We start from the raw sequence: 15,141 nt of genomic DNA, 5'->3' as shown, positions 1-15,141 counted from the left end.
CGCCCCGCCCGCCCGAAAGGCCGATGCCGCCGATCACGGCGACCAGCACGATGTCGTAGAGCAGCGTCGAATTGACGACGCGGGTGTTGATCGAATGCAGGCTCGCCGCCGTCAGCAGGCCGGCGACCAGTGCGACGAAAGCGGAAAGCACATAGCGCAGCACCAGCATCGGCCGCACCGGAATGCCGATGTTGCGGGCGGCAACCGGATTGTCGCCGGCGAAGTAGATGTAGCGGCCCCATTTGGTGTAGCGCAGGAACAGGAAGAAGAGGAAGGCGAGGCCGGCAAAGACGAACACCTCGACCGGAATATCGAGGAAGCGCAGGCCGCCGAGCAGCTCGACCCAATGGCCCTGCGGCACCGGCACCGCATCCTGCGTGATCAGCTGCGAGCGCACATAGCCGAAGACGAAGGAGCCTGTCGCCAGCGTCACGAAGATCGCGGGCACATCGGCATAGGCGACGAGAAAGCCGTTGAGCAGGCCGATGGCCAGCACACCGGCCAGCACATAGGCGAAGGCCAGCCCGTCCGGCGTTCCCGAATTCAGAAGTTGCAGATACCAGGCGACAGACATCGCCATGATCGCCACGGCGCAGAGGTCGATGCCGCGTCCGATGATGACGACGGCCATGCCGAGCGCAAGGATGCCCAGCACCGACACGGAGCGGACGATGGCGACGAGATTGTTGGGATCGATGAAACCCGGCAGGCCTATGGCCGCTGCAACGAACAGCACCACCGCTATGGCAAAGACAATGCCTTCCTGATTCAGGCTCCTGAAATTCGGCCAGCCGATCGTGTTCATGTCTGCGTTTGCCCCGATGGCAGCGCTGCCATCCCTGGGAAAGAACGCTAATCGGCCCAACGCCGGTTCGTCAAATGAATCCGCGCTCGGAACCCCGGCCGGCAGCGATATTTACCAAATGGACGCGTCGATTGCCGAAGCTGGCGCAATGCTCGGAAAACTCTGCACTTTTGGCAATTGCTTGCGCCATAGCCGCCACTCGCGAAAAGGCTGCACCAAGGCGAAAGGACAAGACGGAATTTATCTCCGCATCAGGCGGAAAAATCGATCTCAATTTCCCGGCGAGTGGCCGGAAACCTCCGCGCCCGCACCTGGCGGCAGCACGAGAAAACGCAACGCCGCCACCAGCCCGATGGCGCCGATCGCCAGGAAGGCTACTCGAAAATCCACAAGATCGAGGGCCGGCCGGTCCCTGGCGATCTGCGACAAATTGAGGATCGCCGCCGCCACCGCGACGCCGAACAACATCGCCACCTGCTGCAGCATCGAGGACAGCGTCGCCGCCGAGCTTCGTTGCGCCGCATCGATGTCGGCGAAGGCCAGTGTGTTGAGCGCGGTGAACTGCATCGAGCGCGACAGGCCGGCGATCAGCATCAGCGCCACCACCAGCACCTGTTGCGTCTGCGGCGAGATCGCAGCACATGCCATGATCGCCGCCGAAGCGATCAGGCCGTTGACGACCAGCACCGACCGGAAGCCGAAACGGCGCAGCGTTGGTGTCGTCACCGTCTTCATGCCGAGATTGCCGAGGAAATAGGCCAGGATCATCAAGCCGGCATCGACGGACGAGAGGCCAAAGCCGACCTGGAACAGCAGCGGCAACAGGAATGGCGTGGCGTTGATCGCCACCCGGAAAATGGTGCCGGCGGCGAGCGTCGAGATGGCGAAGGTCAGCACCTTGAACGAGGAGAGATCGAGCAGCGGATGCGGCGCGCGCCTGAGATGCCGCACCGCCAGCCAGCCGATGACGATGCCGGCTACGACCAGCAGCACCGTCGGAAGAACGCCGTCCTCCGGGTGCGCGATGCGTTCAAGGCCATAGAGAAGCAAGGCAAGCCCCGCCGATGTCAGGAAAAAACCCGGCCAGTCGAGCGGCTTGGGGTCGGCTTCGCGATCGCCCGGAATGAAGCGGGCGACCAGCACCAACCCGACCACGCCAAGCGGGATGTTGATGAAGAAATTCCAGTGCCAGGACAGATAGGTGGTGATGAAGCCGCCGAGCACCGGCCCGATCACCGGCGCAAACAGCGCCGGCCAGGTGATCAGTGCCGTGGCGTTCAGCAGCTCCGACTTCGACGCATTACGCAGTACCAGGATGCGCCCGACCGGCGTCATCAGCGCGCTGCCGAGCCCTTGCACGACACGTGCGGCGACGAACTGGGTCAGGTTTTGCGAGACGCCGCAGGCAAGCGAGGCCAGGGTGAACAGGACGATCGCCAGCAGGAAGATGTTACGTGCGCCGAACCGGTCGGCGAGCCAGCCCGACAGCGGCACGAATACGGCCATGGTCAGCATGTAGACCGTGATGCCGATGCTGATCGCCACCGCCGACACGCCGAAGGAAGCCCCCATCTGCGGCAGCGAGGTCGAGATGATCGTCGAATCCAGAAACTGCATGAAGAAAGCGATGGCGACAATCAGCGCCACGCGCCGCGCATTGGTGGCCGTTTCGGATAAGGTTGCGGTCTCGGGAACGGCTGTCATGACGGAACCGGTTTGAACAGCATCTCACCGGCGGCGTCCAGAGACCTCGCAACAAACTTTCGTGTCCCGCCTTGGCCTGCTATGGGATGAACGGGGTGGTCGAGGAAAGTGTCCGCGTAACATGAAGCCCATCTACATCGACTACCTCAATGCCCTCGACATCGACGCCCTTGCCATGACCGATGGCGAAATCATTGCCGCCGTCGAGGCTGGCCTGGTGGCGCAAGGCAAGGGCCAGACGGTGGTCGAACCGCGCGTCCATCTTGAGCCGGACCCGTCCTTCCACGGCCATTTCAACGTCTTGCGCGGCTATGTCGCGCCGCTCGACACGGCCGGCGTCAAGATCGTCGGCGACTATGTCGACAATTACCTGCATGGCCTGCCTTCCGAATTCGGCATCCTCAACCTGTTCGACCCGCGCACCGGCGCGCCGCGCGCCATCCTCGACGCCACCGTCATCACCGACATGCGCACAGGCGCCGTCACCGCCATCGGCGCCAGGCATCTGGCGCGAAAGAATTCCAAAGTGCTGGCCCATATCGGCGCGCGCGGCACCGCCTACTGGAATGTCCGCCTGCTCGACTATCTCTTCGATTTCGACGAGATCCGCGTCCATTCGCGCCGCCCGGAAAGCCGCGACGGTTTTGCCGCCAGACTGTCCGCCGATCTCGGCAAGACCGGCAAGACGGTGACGGCGGTCGCCGACTGGAAAAGCTGCATCGAGGGCGCCGACATTGTCGTCGAGGCCTCGCGGTTGCCGGAGCCGCAGCCATTGCTCAAGACCGAATGGATCAAGCCCGGCGCGTTGGTCGTGCTCTACGGCACGATGAGCGCGGTGGAACTGTCGTTGACCGATATTATGCAGAAGATCGTCGTCGACGATTGGGGCCAGTGCAAGGGCGGCAAGTTCGGCTCGCTGCGCGCCCATGTCGAGACCGGGCGGCTGAGCGAGAAGACGCTGCATGCCGAGCTTGGCCAGATCGCCGCCGGTCTGAAAGCCGGGCGCGAAAGCGACGCCGAAACGATCCTGTTCTGGCATCGCGGCCTGTCGCTGTCCGACATTGCGCTGGGTAAGGCGATGCTGGCCAAGGCCCAAGTGCAAGGCATCGGCCAGCGGCTGCGCTTCGCATGAGCGCGCTCGTCCTCACCGGAACCGGTGTCGGTATTGACGATGTCGCTGCGGTCGCCCGCGATGGGCGCAAGGTGGAGATTGGACCCGATGTCATCGGCAGGCTGGAAAAGGCACGAAAAGTGCTCGACCAAGCCGCCGCATCCGGCCAGAAGATCTATGGCCTGAACACCGGGCTCGGCGCCAATCTCGGCACCGCGGTCGACGGCGACGCCGGCGCCTTCCAGCGCCAGTTGCTTGAAGGACGCAGCGGCGCCGTCGGCGAGGTGCTGCCGGTCGAAGCCGTGCGGGCAACCATGGCCGCCCGCGCCGCGATGCTCTCGGTCGGCGGCTCCGGCCTGTCGCCTTCCGTCTTCGTCGCTTTGGTCGACGCGCTCAATGCCGGCGTCCATCCCGTCATGCCGTCGCTCGGCTCGATCGGCGCCGGCGACCTGGTGTTGATGACGGCACTCGCCCGCATGCTCACCGGCGATGGCGAAGCCGACTATCAGGGCCGTCTCATGCCGGCGGCCAAGGCGCTGATGATGGCGCGCCTCGCCCCCATCAGCCTGGCGCCGAAGGACGGCCTGTCGCTGATCAACGCCTCGGCGGTATCCGCCGGCAGCGGCGCGCTTGCAGTGACGGATGCGCTGACCGCCCTTGCCCGGCAACAGCAGGCCGGTGCGCTGACCATGGAAGGCATCGGTGCCAACCGCACCATCCTCGATCCGCGCCTGCATATGGCGCGTCCGGCGGCAGGCCAGCAGCAAGCAGCCAAGGTGCTGCACGATCTGCTCGCCCGAGACGACGCGCCGGCGCCGACCACCTTGCAGGACCCGCTGTCGATCCGCTGCATGCCGTCGATCCATGGCGCGCTGATCGAGGCGATCGGTCAGGCGAGACAGGCTGTCGAGATCGAACTCAACGCCGCCGCCGACAACCCGCTGGTGCTGGGCGATGATGAGCTGGTGCTGTCGACCGGCAATTTCCACACAGCCTCGCTGGCGCTCGCCTTCGAGACGCTCGGCCTGGCGATCGCCCAATGTGCCGCGGCCAGTGCAGCGCGCTTCATCCAGCTCACCGGTTCGGGCCGCAATGGCCTGCCGAAATATCTGTCGCCGGTCGGCGGCGCCTCGGCCGGCCTCGTACCGCTGCAGAAGACGGTGACGTCGATCCTGGCCGCCATCCGCCACAAGGCCAATCCGGTGATGCTCGACTTCCTGGCCGTGTCGGAAGGCGTCGAGGATCACGCCACGCAGACGCCTCTGGCGGTGGCAAAATGCGCCGGGATGATTGCGCTGTGGCGCCGCCTGATCGCCTTCGAATTGATGGCCGCCGCACAGGCCATCGACCTGCGCGACGGCTTCACATTGGCGCCACGCACCGCCGCAATTCACACGGCGATACGCTCGCTCGTCCCCATGCTGAAAGAGGACCGGCCGCTCGGTATCGACGCCGAGACGCTTTACGCCGCGCTCGCCGGCGGCAGTTGGCCGGCCTGACGTGGCTTCTCAGAAGACGATGGTCTTGTGGCCGTTGAGCATGACGCGGGCTTCGAGATGCAGCTTGACCGCGCGCGCCAGCACCCAGCTTTCGATGTCGCGCCCGACTGCAACGAAATCCTCGGCGCTCATCGCGTGGGTGACGCGTTCGGTCTCCTGGTCGATGATCGGGCCCTCGTCGAGGTCGGAGGTGACGTAATGCGCCGTCGCACCGATCAGCTTGACGCCGCGGTCGAAGGCCTGGTGATAAGGCTTGGCGCCCTTGAAGCTCGGCAGGAAGGAATGGTGGATGTTGATCGCCCGTCCGAACAGCCGGTCCGACAGGCCTTTCGAGAAGACCTGCATGTAGCGCGCCAGGATGACCAGTTCGGCCCCTGTCCGCTGCACCAGGTCCAGCAGCTTCTGTTCCTGTTCGGCCTTGTTCTCCCTGGTGGTCGGCCAATGGTGATAGGGAATGCCTTCCAACTCGGCGAAGCGGCGGGCATCCTCGTGGTTGGAGACGACGGCGGCAACCTCCGCGTTCAGCCAGCCGACCCTGATCTGGTACAGCAGATGGAGAAGCGCATGGTCGAACTTGGAGACCATGACGATGATCTTCGGGCGGCGCCCCTGATCGACGAGCGCGGTCTTCATGCCGAAGCGGTCGACGCTTGATTTCAAGGCCCGCTCCAGGCTGTCCCTGGTCGAGCCTGGCGGGCTGATGAAGGCGATCCGCATGAAAAAGCGATTGGTCTGCCGGTCCCAGAACTGGCTGCTTTCGGCGATGTTGGCGCCGTTCGCGGCAAGCTCCGCCGTGACGGCGGCGACGATCCCCGGCCGGTCCTCGCAGGAAAGCGTAAGAATATGAACCGGCGCGGCGTCGTCCGTCGCATTATTGTCTTGAGATTTCACGCCCTGTCGACCCTTTTCATGAACAGGCTGAGCTCAGCCGGATCCATATGCACCACATGCTTGTTTTCGGGATAGGCGAGACTGTTGACATCGGCAACATACTCCGAGAACGCGGCGATGCGCTCGGCCTGCAAACGATCATATTCGGCGGCGAAATTGCGATAGACCTTGGAATGGCGAGGCATGTGGCCCCGGTTCTGGCCGAGGATGTCGTCGGCGAACAGATATTGCGCATCGCAACCGGTGCCCGCTCCCATTGACAGCATGATCAACGATGTGCGTTCCGAGATCGCCTTGGCCACCTCGACCGGCACGACCTCGATCTCGGCGCCGATGGCGCCTGCGGCCTCCAGTTGTTTCACCGCCGCGAAGACCTCCATGGCGGTGTCGGCGGTCTTGCCGACCGCCTTGAAGCCGCCGGTCCAGGTGGCCCGTGACGGGATCAGCCCGACATGGCCGATCACCGGGATATTGTCATCGGCCATCCGCTTGATCGTGGCGTAGCCGGCGCTGCAATAGACCGCGTCGGCGCCGGCCTTGTAGAGCCGGAAAGCCCAGCGCAAGAAATCGTCCGCCGTTCCGATCTCGTAGAAATTGTCGCCCGGCATGGTGAACAGGCTGGGTGCGGCGTCCCGGTATTGCGGGTTGAGCACCAGTTCGGGCGGCACCGAGACGATGTCGACCCCTGCGCGCTCCGCGGCCTCTGCCTCGTCCATCGTCAGCACACGCAGCATGGTCAGCTGGCGCTTGCCTTTCATGGCGCGCAAATCCGCCACCGTCGGTCTTTTTCGGCTCATCAACAGGGTTCCCTCAGTTGCATTCGGCGGCAGGTCAGCCGATCTCGATCATCACTTTGCCAGCCTCGACCTTCACTGGATAGGTGGCGAGATTGACGCATACCGGTGCGCCTCGGGCCACACCCGTCTTGTAGTTGAAGCGGCCATTGTGCTTGGGGCATTCGATGATGTCGTCCATCACCAGCCCATCGGCCAGATGCGCCTTCTCATGCGTGCAGTACCCGTCGGTTGCGAAGTACTCGTCATCGGGACTGCGATAGATGGCGAAGGTACGCCCGCCATGATCGAAGCGGATGACATCCTCTTCCTCGACATCGTCGACGCCGCACGCTTCAACCCAGTCGGCCATCTCTCGTCTCCTGCAACTCTATTCCGCCGCCGCCGGAACGGTCAGCGCATGGAACTCGTCCCGGTATGGCTTGGCCGTCGGCGGCAATTCACGCTTGAGAAAATAGTCCTCGTACTGAAGCTGCTTCAGCAGCACCGGCCAGACCTCGCGATAGGCATGCCACATCGAAGGGTTCGGCTCGGGCAGATCGTGCTTGATTAATTCATGCAGCCTCGGCAGCGCGTGATACGGCACCATCGGGAACATGTGGTGTTCGACATGATAGTTCATGTTCCAGTAGATGAAGCGGCTGATCGGGTTCATGTAGACGGTGCGCGTGTTCAGCCGGTGGTCGGTGACATTATCGGCCAGGCCAATATGCTGCAGCAGGCCGGTCAGCACCATGTGCCAGCTGCCGTAGAGGCGCGGCAGACCGATCAGCACCAGCGGCAGGAACGACCACAGATAGAGCGCCAGCACGATCGCCGCGGCATAGATGGCGACATGCCAGCGCGCGGCTGTGACCACCTTGTGAAGTTCCATCTCGGGGATAAAGCTTTTCTCGTCGGGCGAGATGCTGCCGAACGCATTGCGCACCAGCGTCGGCAGCGAATAGCGGAAATCGAGAATGCCGGTGAAGGCGAGTGCGGCGCGTAGCAGGTCCGGCGGACGCATCACCGCGATCTCGGCGTCGCGGCCGACGATGATCGTGTCGGTGTGATGGCGGGCATGGCTCCAGCGCCAGGTCACCGGGTTGCGCATCAGCATGAAGCTGGCGATCTGGTAGACGGCATCGTTCATCCAGCGCGTGCGGAAGGCGGTGCCGTGGCCGCACTCGTGCCAGCGCGAGTCGCTGGACGAGCCGTAGAGCACGCCATAGACGAGCAAGAACGGCACCACCCACCACGTGCCCCAGAACCAGACGATCCCGGCGGCAGAGCCCAATATGGCAACGATCCAGATGATCGTGTCGCGGATCGCCGGCCCGTCCGAGCGTTGCATCAGCTCTTTCATCGCCTTGCGCGGCACATCGGTGTGATACCACTCGGCCGAGGCCAGACCAGTCTCGATCGCGATGCGCGTGCTTTCCCCGACCAGGCTGTAGTCACGCTTTTTCTCCATCACATCGACCTCCGATTTCCGGCCCGCCAGCCGGAGCATTCGTTTCGCATCATGCCCTGTCCGCCAATCCCGGAAAATTGCCCGACGGCACAGGATAATCCTGTTGCGGCTGCCTGGCGATCGACGCGATCTTTGCTTCGGCCGCGGCGATCGCGCCGGCGCCGTCGAGCACCCGGAACACCGCGTCGTAAGAACGGCCTTCGCCATGCTCCAGCCAAATCATCTCGCCTCGCTCGCGCGCCGCGAGATTGCCCAAGACATGGTGTGTCGAGGGCTCTATGCCCAGCGCATACTGCCCTGCCTGGAAATTCTGCCATTGGTAGGCGCAAGGCAGCTGATCCTTGCGCGTGATCACTTCCAGGCCAAGCCCTATGCCGTCATTGACCACCGCCACCGGCACCTCGCCATTGGCGTCGGCCGCCATCTCATGCTGCCAGACCTGCTCGCTGAAGCCCAGTCGCGGCGCCGGCACGGTGCGGTAGCCGACCTTCTGCGCCTCGTAGCGTTCGCCTGCATGGCCAGCCCAGACGACGTCGCGGATCGGCGCCAGATAACGCGAACCCTCGTCGAGCAAGGGGTGGCTGACATTGACGTGGTAAAAATACATGTGCGGCGTGCGATTGAAGCCATGGTTGACGACGCGGTCCGACAGCCGGATCTCGTTGCCGCCGACATCGGCCTCGATACGCCGGATCAGATGCAAATCCTCGCCGAACACCGCCGATTGCTGAACGATGCCTTCGGCCCAAAGCACGCAGCGGTCGCCATCCCAGGCCTCGCCATAACCGGTCAACCGCGCTGGAATGGTGCCGACGCGACCATGCAGCGAATGGATCACGGTCTTCTTGCCCGGGTAGTTGTAGCTATCGGCAGGCACCTCTTCGCGGCCCAATATGTGGTCGAGGCCGCAGGTGACAAGCAGGCCTGAAAACGAGCGCGCCCAGGCGAGCCCGCCTTCCCCCTCATAATCGTGCAGGCCGGGATGGCGAAAACCGCTCGGCGAATGCCAGCCGATCGCCTGGCCCTTGAAGTCGCAGTCGGCGATGTCGAGCGCCCGGTCAACCAGGGTCGTGAAGCGCAGCCCCGTGCCGGTACGGAACTCCAGCATGCGGATGCCGCGTTCCACTCCGTCGCCAAGCGTCATCAGCCGCACGCCGGCAAATTGCGACAGCATGCCCGAACGTTCCGACACCTGCCGGCGCGAAAGCGTCTTGCCGTAGAGTTCTACCATGTGACGGCCAACTTCTTCACTTCGCTCTCGTCTCTTTCAGCAGGGCCGACATGTCGGCGCCGGTGATGATGCTCTCCACGGTCAGGAGATCGGTATCGGCAACCGTCTGCTCGGCGACGATCTCGCCGCGGCGCATGACGATGATGCGGTCGGCGACCTGGAACACGTGGTGGATGTTGTGGGTGATCAAAAGCACGGAATGACCGGCGTCGCGCACCTCCTTGACGAAGCGCAGCACGCCATGGGTTTCCTCGACACCGAGATTGTTGGTCGGCTCGTCGAGGATGATGACCTTGGCGGAGAACTGCATGGCGCGAGAAATCGCAATCGACTGCCGCTCGCCACCCGACAGCGTCGAGACCAGCGCATCGGCGTCGAGTTTTTTCGAGATGCCGACGCGCTTCAACAGCGCCGACGCCGCATCGCGCAATTTGGCGAAATCGAGCGGCGCGAACACGCCCAGCCATTTCAGCTTGACCGGTTCGCGCCCAAGGAAAAGATTGCGCGCAATGCTGAGATCCGGCGCCAGAGACGTATCCTGGTGAATGGTCTCGATGCCGAGGTCCATCGCATCGCGCGTCGAGCGGATCGAGACCTTCTCGCCGCGCACATAGATGTCGCCACGGTCTATCGGAAACACACCGGAAATCGCCTTGATAAGCGTCGATTTGCCGGCGCCATTGTCGCCGAGCAAGGCCACAACCTCGCCCTCCTTGAGAGCAAAGGACGCATTCTTCAGCGCCCGAACGCTGCCGAAGGATTTTTGCAGATTCTGCAGCCGGAGAACTTCCATGATCAGCCCCTTGCGGCGTTCTTCTGCAGCAAAGCGTGCAGGATGAGCATGGCGAGGATGATGAGGCCGACGAAGATGTTGTAGGCGAGGCCCGGCACGCCGATCAGCACGATGCCGTTGCGGATCGCGCGCAGCATCAGCGCGCCGACGATGGTGCCGAGGATCGTGCCGCGTCCGCCGGTCAGCGCCGTGCCGCCGACCACCACCATGGCGATCACTTCGAGCTCGTAGCCGGTGCCGGCCACCGGTGAGGCGGCCGAGATGCGGAAGGCGCTGATCATGCCGGCCAGTCCCGCAAGGACCGAAGTCAGGATGAACAGCCACACCTTGACGGCGTCCGCCGGCACGCCGCGCGCCACCGCCGCGTTCCGGTTGGAACCGATGGCGCTGATCCAGTTGCCGAGCTTGGCATAGCGCAGCACGTAGATCGCCAGCAGCGAGAGACCGATGAACCACCACAGCGAGGTGTAGAACCGGAACGACCCGACATTGAAGCTGCCGGCCAGCAGCGTGACGAAAAAGCCTGGCTGGTCCCAGGATTTCAGCGGAAAGCCCTGCGTGATGTAGAGCGCCGCCCCGCGCACCACGAGCAGCATGGACAGCGTGACCAGGAAGGACGAAATGCCGATCTTGGTGACGATCAGCCCGTTGATGGCGCCGATGGCGATGCACAGCAGAAGCCCGGCCAGAAGCGCGATGCCGATATCGACGCCTCCGTTCTGCACCAGAAGCATGACGACGACCGGCGCCAGCCCGAACACGGCACCAACCGACAGGTCGAATTCGCCCGCCGTCAGAAGCAGCGTCATGCCGAGCGCGATAATGCCGAGCTCGGGCAGGAACGCCATCATGTTGGAGATGTTGAGCGGCGACAGGAAATTGGCATCGGCGATGGCGAACACCGCGAGCAGGACAATGAGGATGACGAGCGAGGAGAATTGCGGCGAGCGCATAAGGCTCGATCTACGTTTCCCGACAGGCATTTCGTCTTCTGCGGCGATCATCATGACTGCTTGAACCATGCTTTGAAATGGTGCCCGCGGCCTGCGCCGCGGGCACCGGTTTCACTTCGTGTCGTAGAGTTTCAGGATCGGTTCGACGCTCGAGGCGTCGTAGAGGCTGAAAGTATGGATGTCGTAGCCGATCGGTTCGCCCGACGCGGCGAGCCCGAGCAATGCCACCGGCATGAAGCCTTGCGCAGACGGGAACTGCCAGGCGGCCGCGTTGACGAAGCCGGATTTGACGGCCTCCGCAGTTTCCTTCGAATTGCCCCAGCCGACGACCGGGATCTTGCCGGCCGGCACACCTGCGCCGTCGAACACCCGCTTGACGCTGGCCGCGACGGAATCGCCGAGCGCGATGATCGCCGGCGGATTGTTGGCCACCATGTAGTCGGTCATCTTGGCAATGATGCCGGCCGGGTCGGTGCCGCAATCGACCACATCATATTTGATCCCCAACGGATCGAAGACGCTGGCGATGCCTTCGGTCTCCAGCTGCTGATAGCTGGCGCCAGGCACTTCCACCGGCAGGAACACCTTGTCGCCCTGCTTCACCATCTTGTGGTCGACGAGATACTTGGCCCAGATCACGCCCGCCTCCTTGAGATCGGCGCCGACATAGGCCTGCCGTCCGGTCGCCGGATCGTCTGTGTTGAAGAACACGATCGGGATCCCGGCCGCCTTGGCAGCCTTCACTTCCTCGGTCCACAGGCCCGGCTGGGCCGAGGTGGTGGCGATGCCGTCGGGCTTGGCCGCAAGCGCGGAATTGAAGGCCTCCTTCTGCGCCGCCATGTCGCCGCCGCTGAAGGAAATCTTGCAGGTAACCTTGAGTTGGCCGCAGGCTTTGGTTGCGCCGGCATTCCAGTCCAGCCAGAACGCATCCGACGGGCCGCCATGCGACAGCAGGTAGAACGTCTTCTGGCCATCCTGCGCCATTACCGGCGAGGCGAATGCGATGCCCGCGAAAACAGTCGCGGCCGCTGCCAGTTTCAATCCGAATTTCAACACTGCAATTCCTCCCTTGTTGTTGCTTCCAAGCCGGATGCACCGCCGGCAAAGGGCGGCGCACAGCTGGTCAGAGACCGTTGGCGCGGAACTTGTCGTCGAGAAATTTCTTGGCCCTCGGCACGTCGTCTTCCGAAAGGTGTTCGATGATCACCGGGATGTTCGGGTTCTTCTGCGACAGGCGCTGCAGATAGAGGTCGTAGTTCAGCGAGCCGGTGCCCGGCGCGTTGAGGACCATCTCGCCAACGCCGCGGAAGGTGTGCGAGGCCAGCGCGTCGTCATCGCCGATGTCCGCATGCTTCTCGCTCTTGTCGTCGCCGGCTCGTGCGACATCCTTGGCATGCGCGATCTTGACCTTGTCGGCCAGCGTGTCGAACACCTGGTTCAGCACCTTGTCCATCTGGTCGATGTTGTGGCTTTCGAAGTAGTTGGTCGGATCCATCAGCAGGCCGAGGCCCGGATGGTCGACCTGCGCGAACATCCTCACCGTTTCCTCGACCGAGCCGACGACATTGTTGACGTAGGTTTCGAGCAGGAACATTGAGCCGTGGTCATAGGCTTCCTGCGCCAGTTCGGAGATCACCTTGCGGCACATCTCAAAACCCTCTTCGGACTTGTTCTTGGGATCGCTCATCCACTCGCTCTCGGTGTTGTAGGTACCGGTCTCCGAGATCACGTAAGGACTGCCGAGCTGGCGGGCGTTGCGGATGATTTCCTTCAGCCGATCGACATTCGCCTTGCGGTGCGCGAGGTCGGGATGAATGACATTGGTGTAGCCCGAGATGCAGCAGATCGGCAGGTCGTGGGCACGGAACGTGTCGCGAACCTTCTTGGCCTTATCCTTGGTGATCTGGCCGGCCGACAGGTCGATATCCTTGAAATGAAGGTCGAGCTGCACGGTGTTGAAACCGTGGCCACGGATCTTCTTCGCCGTCTCTTCGAGGCCGTACGGGAAATAGCCCGTGAAAATACCTGCCTGCATCATGGTGTGAATTCCTCCCTGTAAGCGATTCAGTTGTCTGGTGTTTCAGTTGCGGTGATCAGGTAGCGATTTCGGAAAGCTTGACCGTGCGGCCCTCGTCGATCGAGCGATAACCCGCCTCGACCAGCGCCATGGTCTTGACGTTGTCGGCGACCGACAGCGCCGGCGGTGTGCCGGTCTTCACCGCGTGCTGGAGCTGCTCCATCACCCCGATAAAGGCATGCGGGAACCACATCGTGTCCCAGCTCGGACTGACCCACTCGCCTCCGGTCGTCTCGGTCGAGGCATAGGTCAGCGTCGAGGCAGCGCCCGTCGGCCAGCCAATGGTGCCCTTCGCGACCCCCTTGCTGCCGTCGACGCGCCAGTTGATGTGCTGGTCGTCCTTGTAGCCATCCTGACGCGGACCGGACCAGACATCCTCCAGCGACACGGCAAGCACACCGGACGGGAAGCGCAGCGTCGACACGGTGATGCCGTCGGAATGGTCGAATGTCGTGCGCGGATCCTTGCGTGTCAGCGTGGTGATCTCGTCGGGATCGCCGAACAGAAAGCGCAGCACGTCGAGATGATGCACACTCATATTGGCGAGCGTCAGCCGGTCATAGTCCTCGAGGAAGCTCTGCCAGTGCGGGATGGCGTGCATGTCGATCTGCGCGAAGACGATGTCGCCCAGCGCGCCGCTGTCGATGATCTGCTTCAAGACGCGCATCGACTGGTCGTAGCGCATGTTCTGATTGACCGAGAGGATCTTGCCGGCTTTTGCCGCCTCGTCGCGCAGCTTGACCGCTTCCTCGACCGACAAGGCCAACGGCTTCTGCGCCAGGATCGCCTTGATGTGCTTCTGCTTCAGCGCGTGACGGATCAGCGCCGGCTGCAGGTCGGGCGGGAAAGCAAGGTCGATGATCTCGACATTTTCGTCCTCGATCAGTTTTTCCGGTGTGTCGTGGACGGTCGGAATGCCCCAGCGCGTCGCCACCTTCTCGGCGCTGGCCCTGGTGCGCGAGGCCATTGCCACCACCGGGAACCCAGCTTCCTTGTAGGCGGCGAGATGGCACTCGGCCATGATCATGCCTGCGCCGACGCAGCCGATCTTGTATTCCTTCGTGCGGACCTTCACGTCCGGCTCGAAGCCTTTGCTTCCCATCTCTTCCTCCCGAAACTCTTTCCTTGCGGCGGCCGTCATCGTGCCAACGCTCCGCCGCTCTGTTCGAAATAATGCACTCTGGCCGGCTCGCAGGATATCGCCACCATGGCATCCGGCCGGATGTCGGGCTGGCCGCGCAGCAATGCCTTCAGCCGCGCCTGCCCGGCAGCGAGCGTCACCACGGTATAGCCGCCAAGCGGCTCGACCTCGAACACTCGCGCCGGGCGGCCCGGGCCCCCATCCGCCCACGGTCTAACCTTGATGTCCTCCGGCCTCAACCCGATCTCCACGGCGTCGGCGGGCGCTGTCTTGTCGTCGATGCGAATCGTGCCTTCAGCCGCTTCGACACCGCCCTCGCCGCGCGCCGATCTGAGGATGTTCATCATCGGCGAACCAAGCAGCCTTGCCACATAGGTGCTGGCCGGGCGGTCGTAGATCTCTGCCGGCGTACCGATCTGCCTGATCTTGCCGTCCTCCAGGATAGCAATGCGGTCAGCGACCGACATCGCCTCTTCCTGGTCATGCGTGACATAGATCAGCGTCTTGCCGAGTTCGCGCTGGATGCGCTTCAGTTCGACGCGCGTTTCCTCGCGCAGCCTGGCGTCGAGCGCCGAGATCGGATCGTCCATCAGATAGGCATTGGGATCGCGCACCAGAGCCCGCGCGATCGCCACGCGCTGCCGCTCCCCGCCCGAAAGCTGTCCCGGCGGCTTGTGCAGGATATGGCC

Annotated in this window: 15 protein-coding genes; 2 read left to right on the top strand and 13 right to left on the bottom strand. The window is 63.3% G+C overall.

The window, feature by feature from the left end; all coding sequences use genetic code 11:
• Nucleotides 1-805, bottom strand: an 805-nt coding sequence (locus tag EOB59_RS29850; RefSeq protein WP_164895790.1) for an ABC transporter permease, incomplete at its 3' end; no start/stop codon positions are given.
• Nucleotides 806-1,075: 270 nt separating this feature from the next.
• Entirely contained in the window at nt 1,076-2,509 is a 1,434-nt protein-coding gene (locus EOB59_RS29845; RefSeq protein ID WP_128289885.1) for a DHA2 family efflux MFS transporter permease subunit, read from the bottom strand.
• A 121-nt stretch (nt 2,510-2,630) separates the two neighbouring features.
• Here EOB59_RS29845 and EOB59_RS29840 point away from each other — a divergent pair, with 121 nt between their 5' ends.
• Together EOB59_RS29840 and hutH are read left to right on the top strand one after the other, a co-directional pair.
• The gene (locus tag EOB59_RS29840; RefSeq protein ID WP_128289884.1) at nt 2,631-3,641 is read left to right on the top strand and encodes an ornithine cyclodeaminase family protein; all 1,011 of its coding nucleotides are present in this window, start codon (nt 2,631-2,633) and stop codon (nt 3,639-3,641) included.
• A complete protein-coding gene (gene hutH / locus EOB59_RS29835) occupies nt 3,638-5,119 on the top strand; it encodes a histidine ammonia-lyase (RefSeq protein ID WP_128289883.1) in 1,482 nt (493 codons plus the stop codon). Before EOB59_RS29840 ends, hutH begins: the two co-directional genes overlap by 4 nt.
• Nucleotides 5,120-5,128: 9 nt before the next feature.
• Here the strand turns inward: hutH and purU are convergent, their stop codons facing one another.
• The 11 genes from purU to EOB59_RS29780 form a co-directional block, all read right to left on the bottom strand.
• Nucleotides 5,129-6,010: a formyltetrahydrofolate deformylase gene (gene purU, locus EOB59_RS29830; RefSeq protein ID WP_128289882.1), complete on the bottom strand. Its 882-nt coding sequence runs from the start codon at nt 6,008-6,010 to the stop codon at nt 5,129-5,131.
• Nucleotides 6,007-6,807 (bottom strand): 3-methyl-2-oxobutanoate hydroxymethyltransferase, encoded by an 801-nt coding sequence (locus tag EOB59_RS29825; RefSeq protein ID WP_128289881.1) that lies wholly within the window; start codon nt 6,805-6,807, stop codon nt 6,007-6,009. Before EOB59_RS29825 ends, purU begins: the two co-directional genes overlap by 4 nt.
• A 34-nt stretch (nt 6,808-6,841) precedes the next feature.
• A complete protein-coding gene (locus tag EOB59_RS29820; protein ID WP_128289880.1) occupies nt 6,842-7,156 on the bottom strand; it encodes a MocE family 2Fe-2S type ferredoxin in 315 nt (104 codons plus the stop codon).
• A gap of 18 nt (nt 7,157-7,174) precedes the next feature.
• Nucleotides 7,175-8,257 carry a fatty acid desaturase family protein gene (locus EOB59_RS29815; protein ID WP_245486817.1) on the bottom strand — a complete coding sequence of 361 codons (1,083 nt, stop codon included), beginning with the start codon at nt 8,255-8,257 and terminating at the stop codon, nt 7,175-7,177.
• A gap of 49 nt (nt 8,258-8,306) precedes the next feature.
• Nucleotides 8,307-9,488, bottom strand: coding sequence for an aldose 1-epimerase family protein (locus EOB59_RS29810; protein ID WP_128289878.1), 1,182 nt, complete (start codon nt 9,486-9,488; stop codon nt 8,307-8,309).
• A 16-nt stretch (nt 9,489-9,504) separates the two neighbouring features.
• On the bottom strand, nt 9,505-10,281 hold the full coding sequence (locus EOB59_RS29805; protein ID WP_128289877.1) for an ATP-binding cassette domain-containing protein: 777 nt from the start codon (nt 10,279-10,281) through the stop codon (nt 9,505-9,507).
• 2 nt (nt 10,282-10,283) lie between these two features.
• Nucleotides 10,284-11,264, bottom strand: coding sequence for an ABC transporter permease (locus tag EOB59_RS29800; protein WP_245465924.1), 981 nt, complete (start codon nt 11,262-11,264; stop codon nt 10,284-10,286).
• 81 nt (nt 11,265-11,345) lie between these two features.
• Complete coding sequence (locus EOB59_RS29795; protein WP_128289876.1) at nt 11,346-12,290, bottom strand: substrate-binding domain-containing protein; 945 nt, start codon at nt 12,288-12,290, stop codon at nt 11,346-11,348.
• A 67-nt stretch (nt 12,291-12,357) separates the two neighbouring features.
• A complete protein-coding gene (locus EOB59_RS29790; RefSeq protein ID WP_127317901.1) occupies nt 12,358-13,272 on the bottom strand; it encodes a sugar phosphate isomerase/epimerase in 915 nt (304 codons plus the stop codon).
• 55 nt (nt 13,273-13,327) lie between these two features.
• A complete protein-coding gene (locus tag EOB59_RS29785) occupies nt 13,328-14,413 on the bottom strand; it encodes a Gfo/Idh/MocA family oxidoreductase (protein WP_127809915.1) in 1,086 nt (361 codons plus the stop codon).
• 35 nt (nt 14,414-14,448) lie between these two features.
• Nucleotides 14,449-15,141: ABC transporter ATP-binding protein (locus EOB59_RS29780; RefSeq protein WP_164895788.1), on the bottom strand; the 693-nt coding region annotated here is incomplete at its 5' end.

It is taken from the genome of Mesorhizobium sp. M7A.F.Ca.MR.176.00.0.0 (assembly GCF_004023165.1).
Lineage (GTDB): Bacteria > Pseudomonadota > Alphaproteobacteria > Rhizobiales > Rhizobiaceae > Mesorhizobium.
The sequence above is the reverse complement of the archived record's forward strand: the minus strand, read 5'-3'. Positions and strand labels throughout refer to the sequence as shown.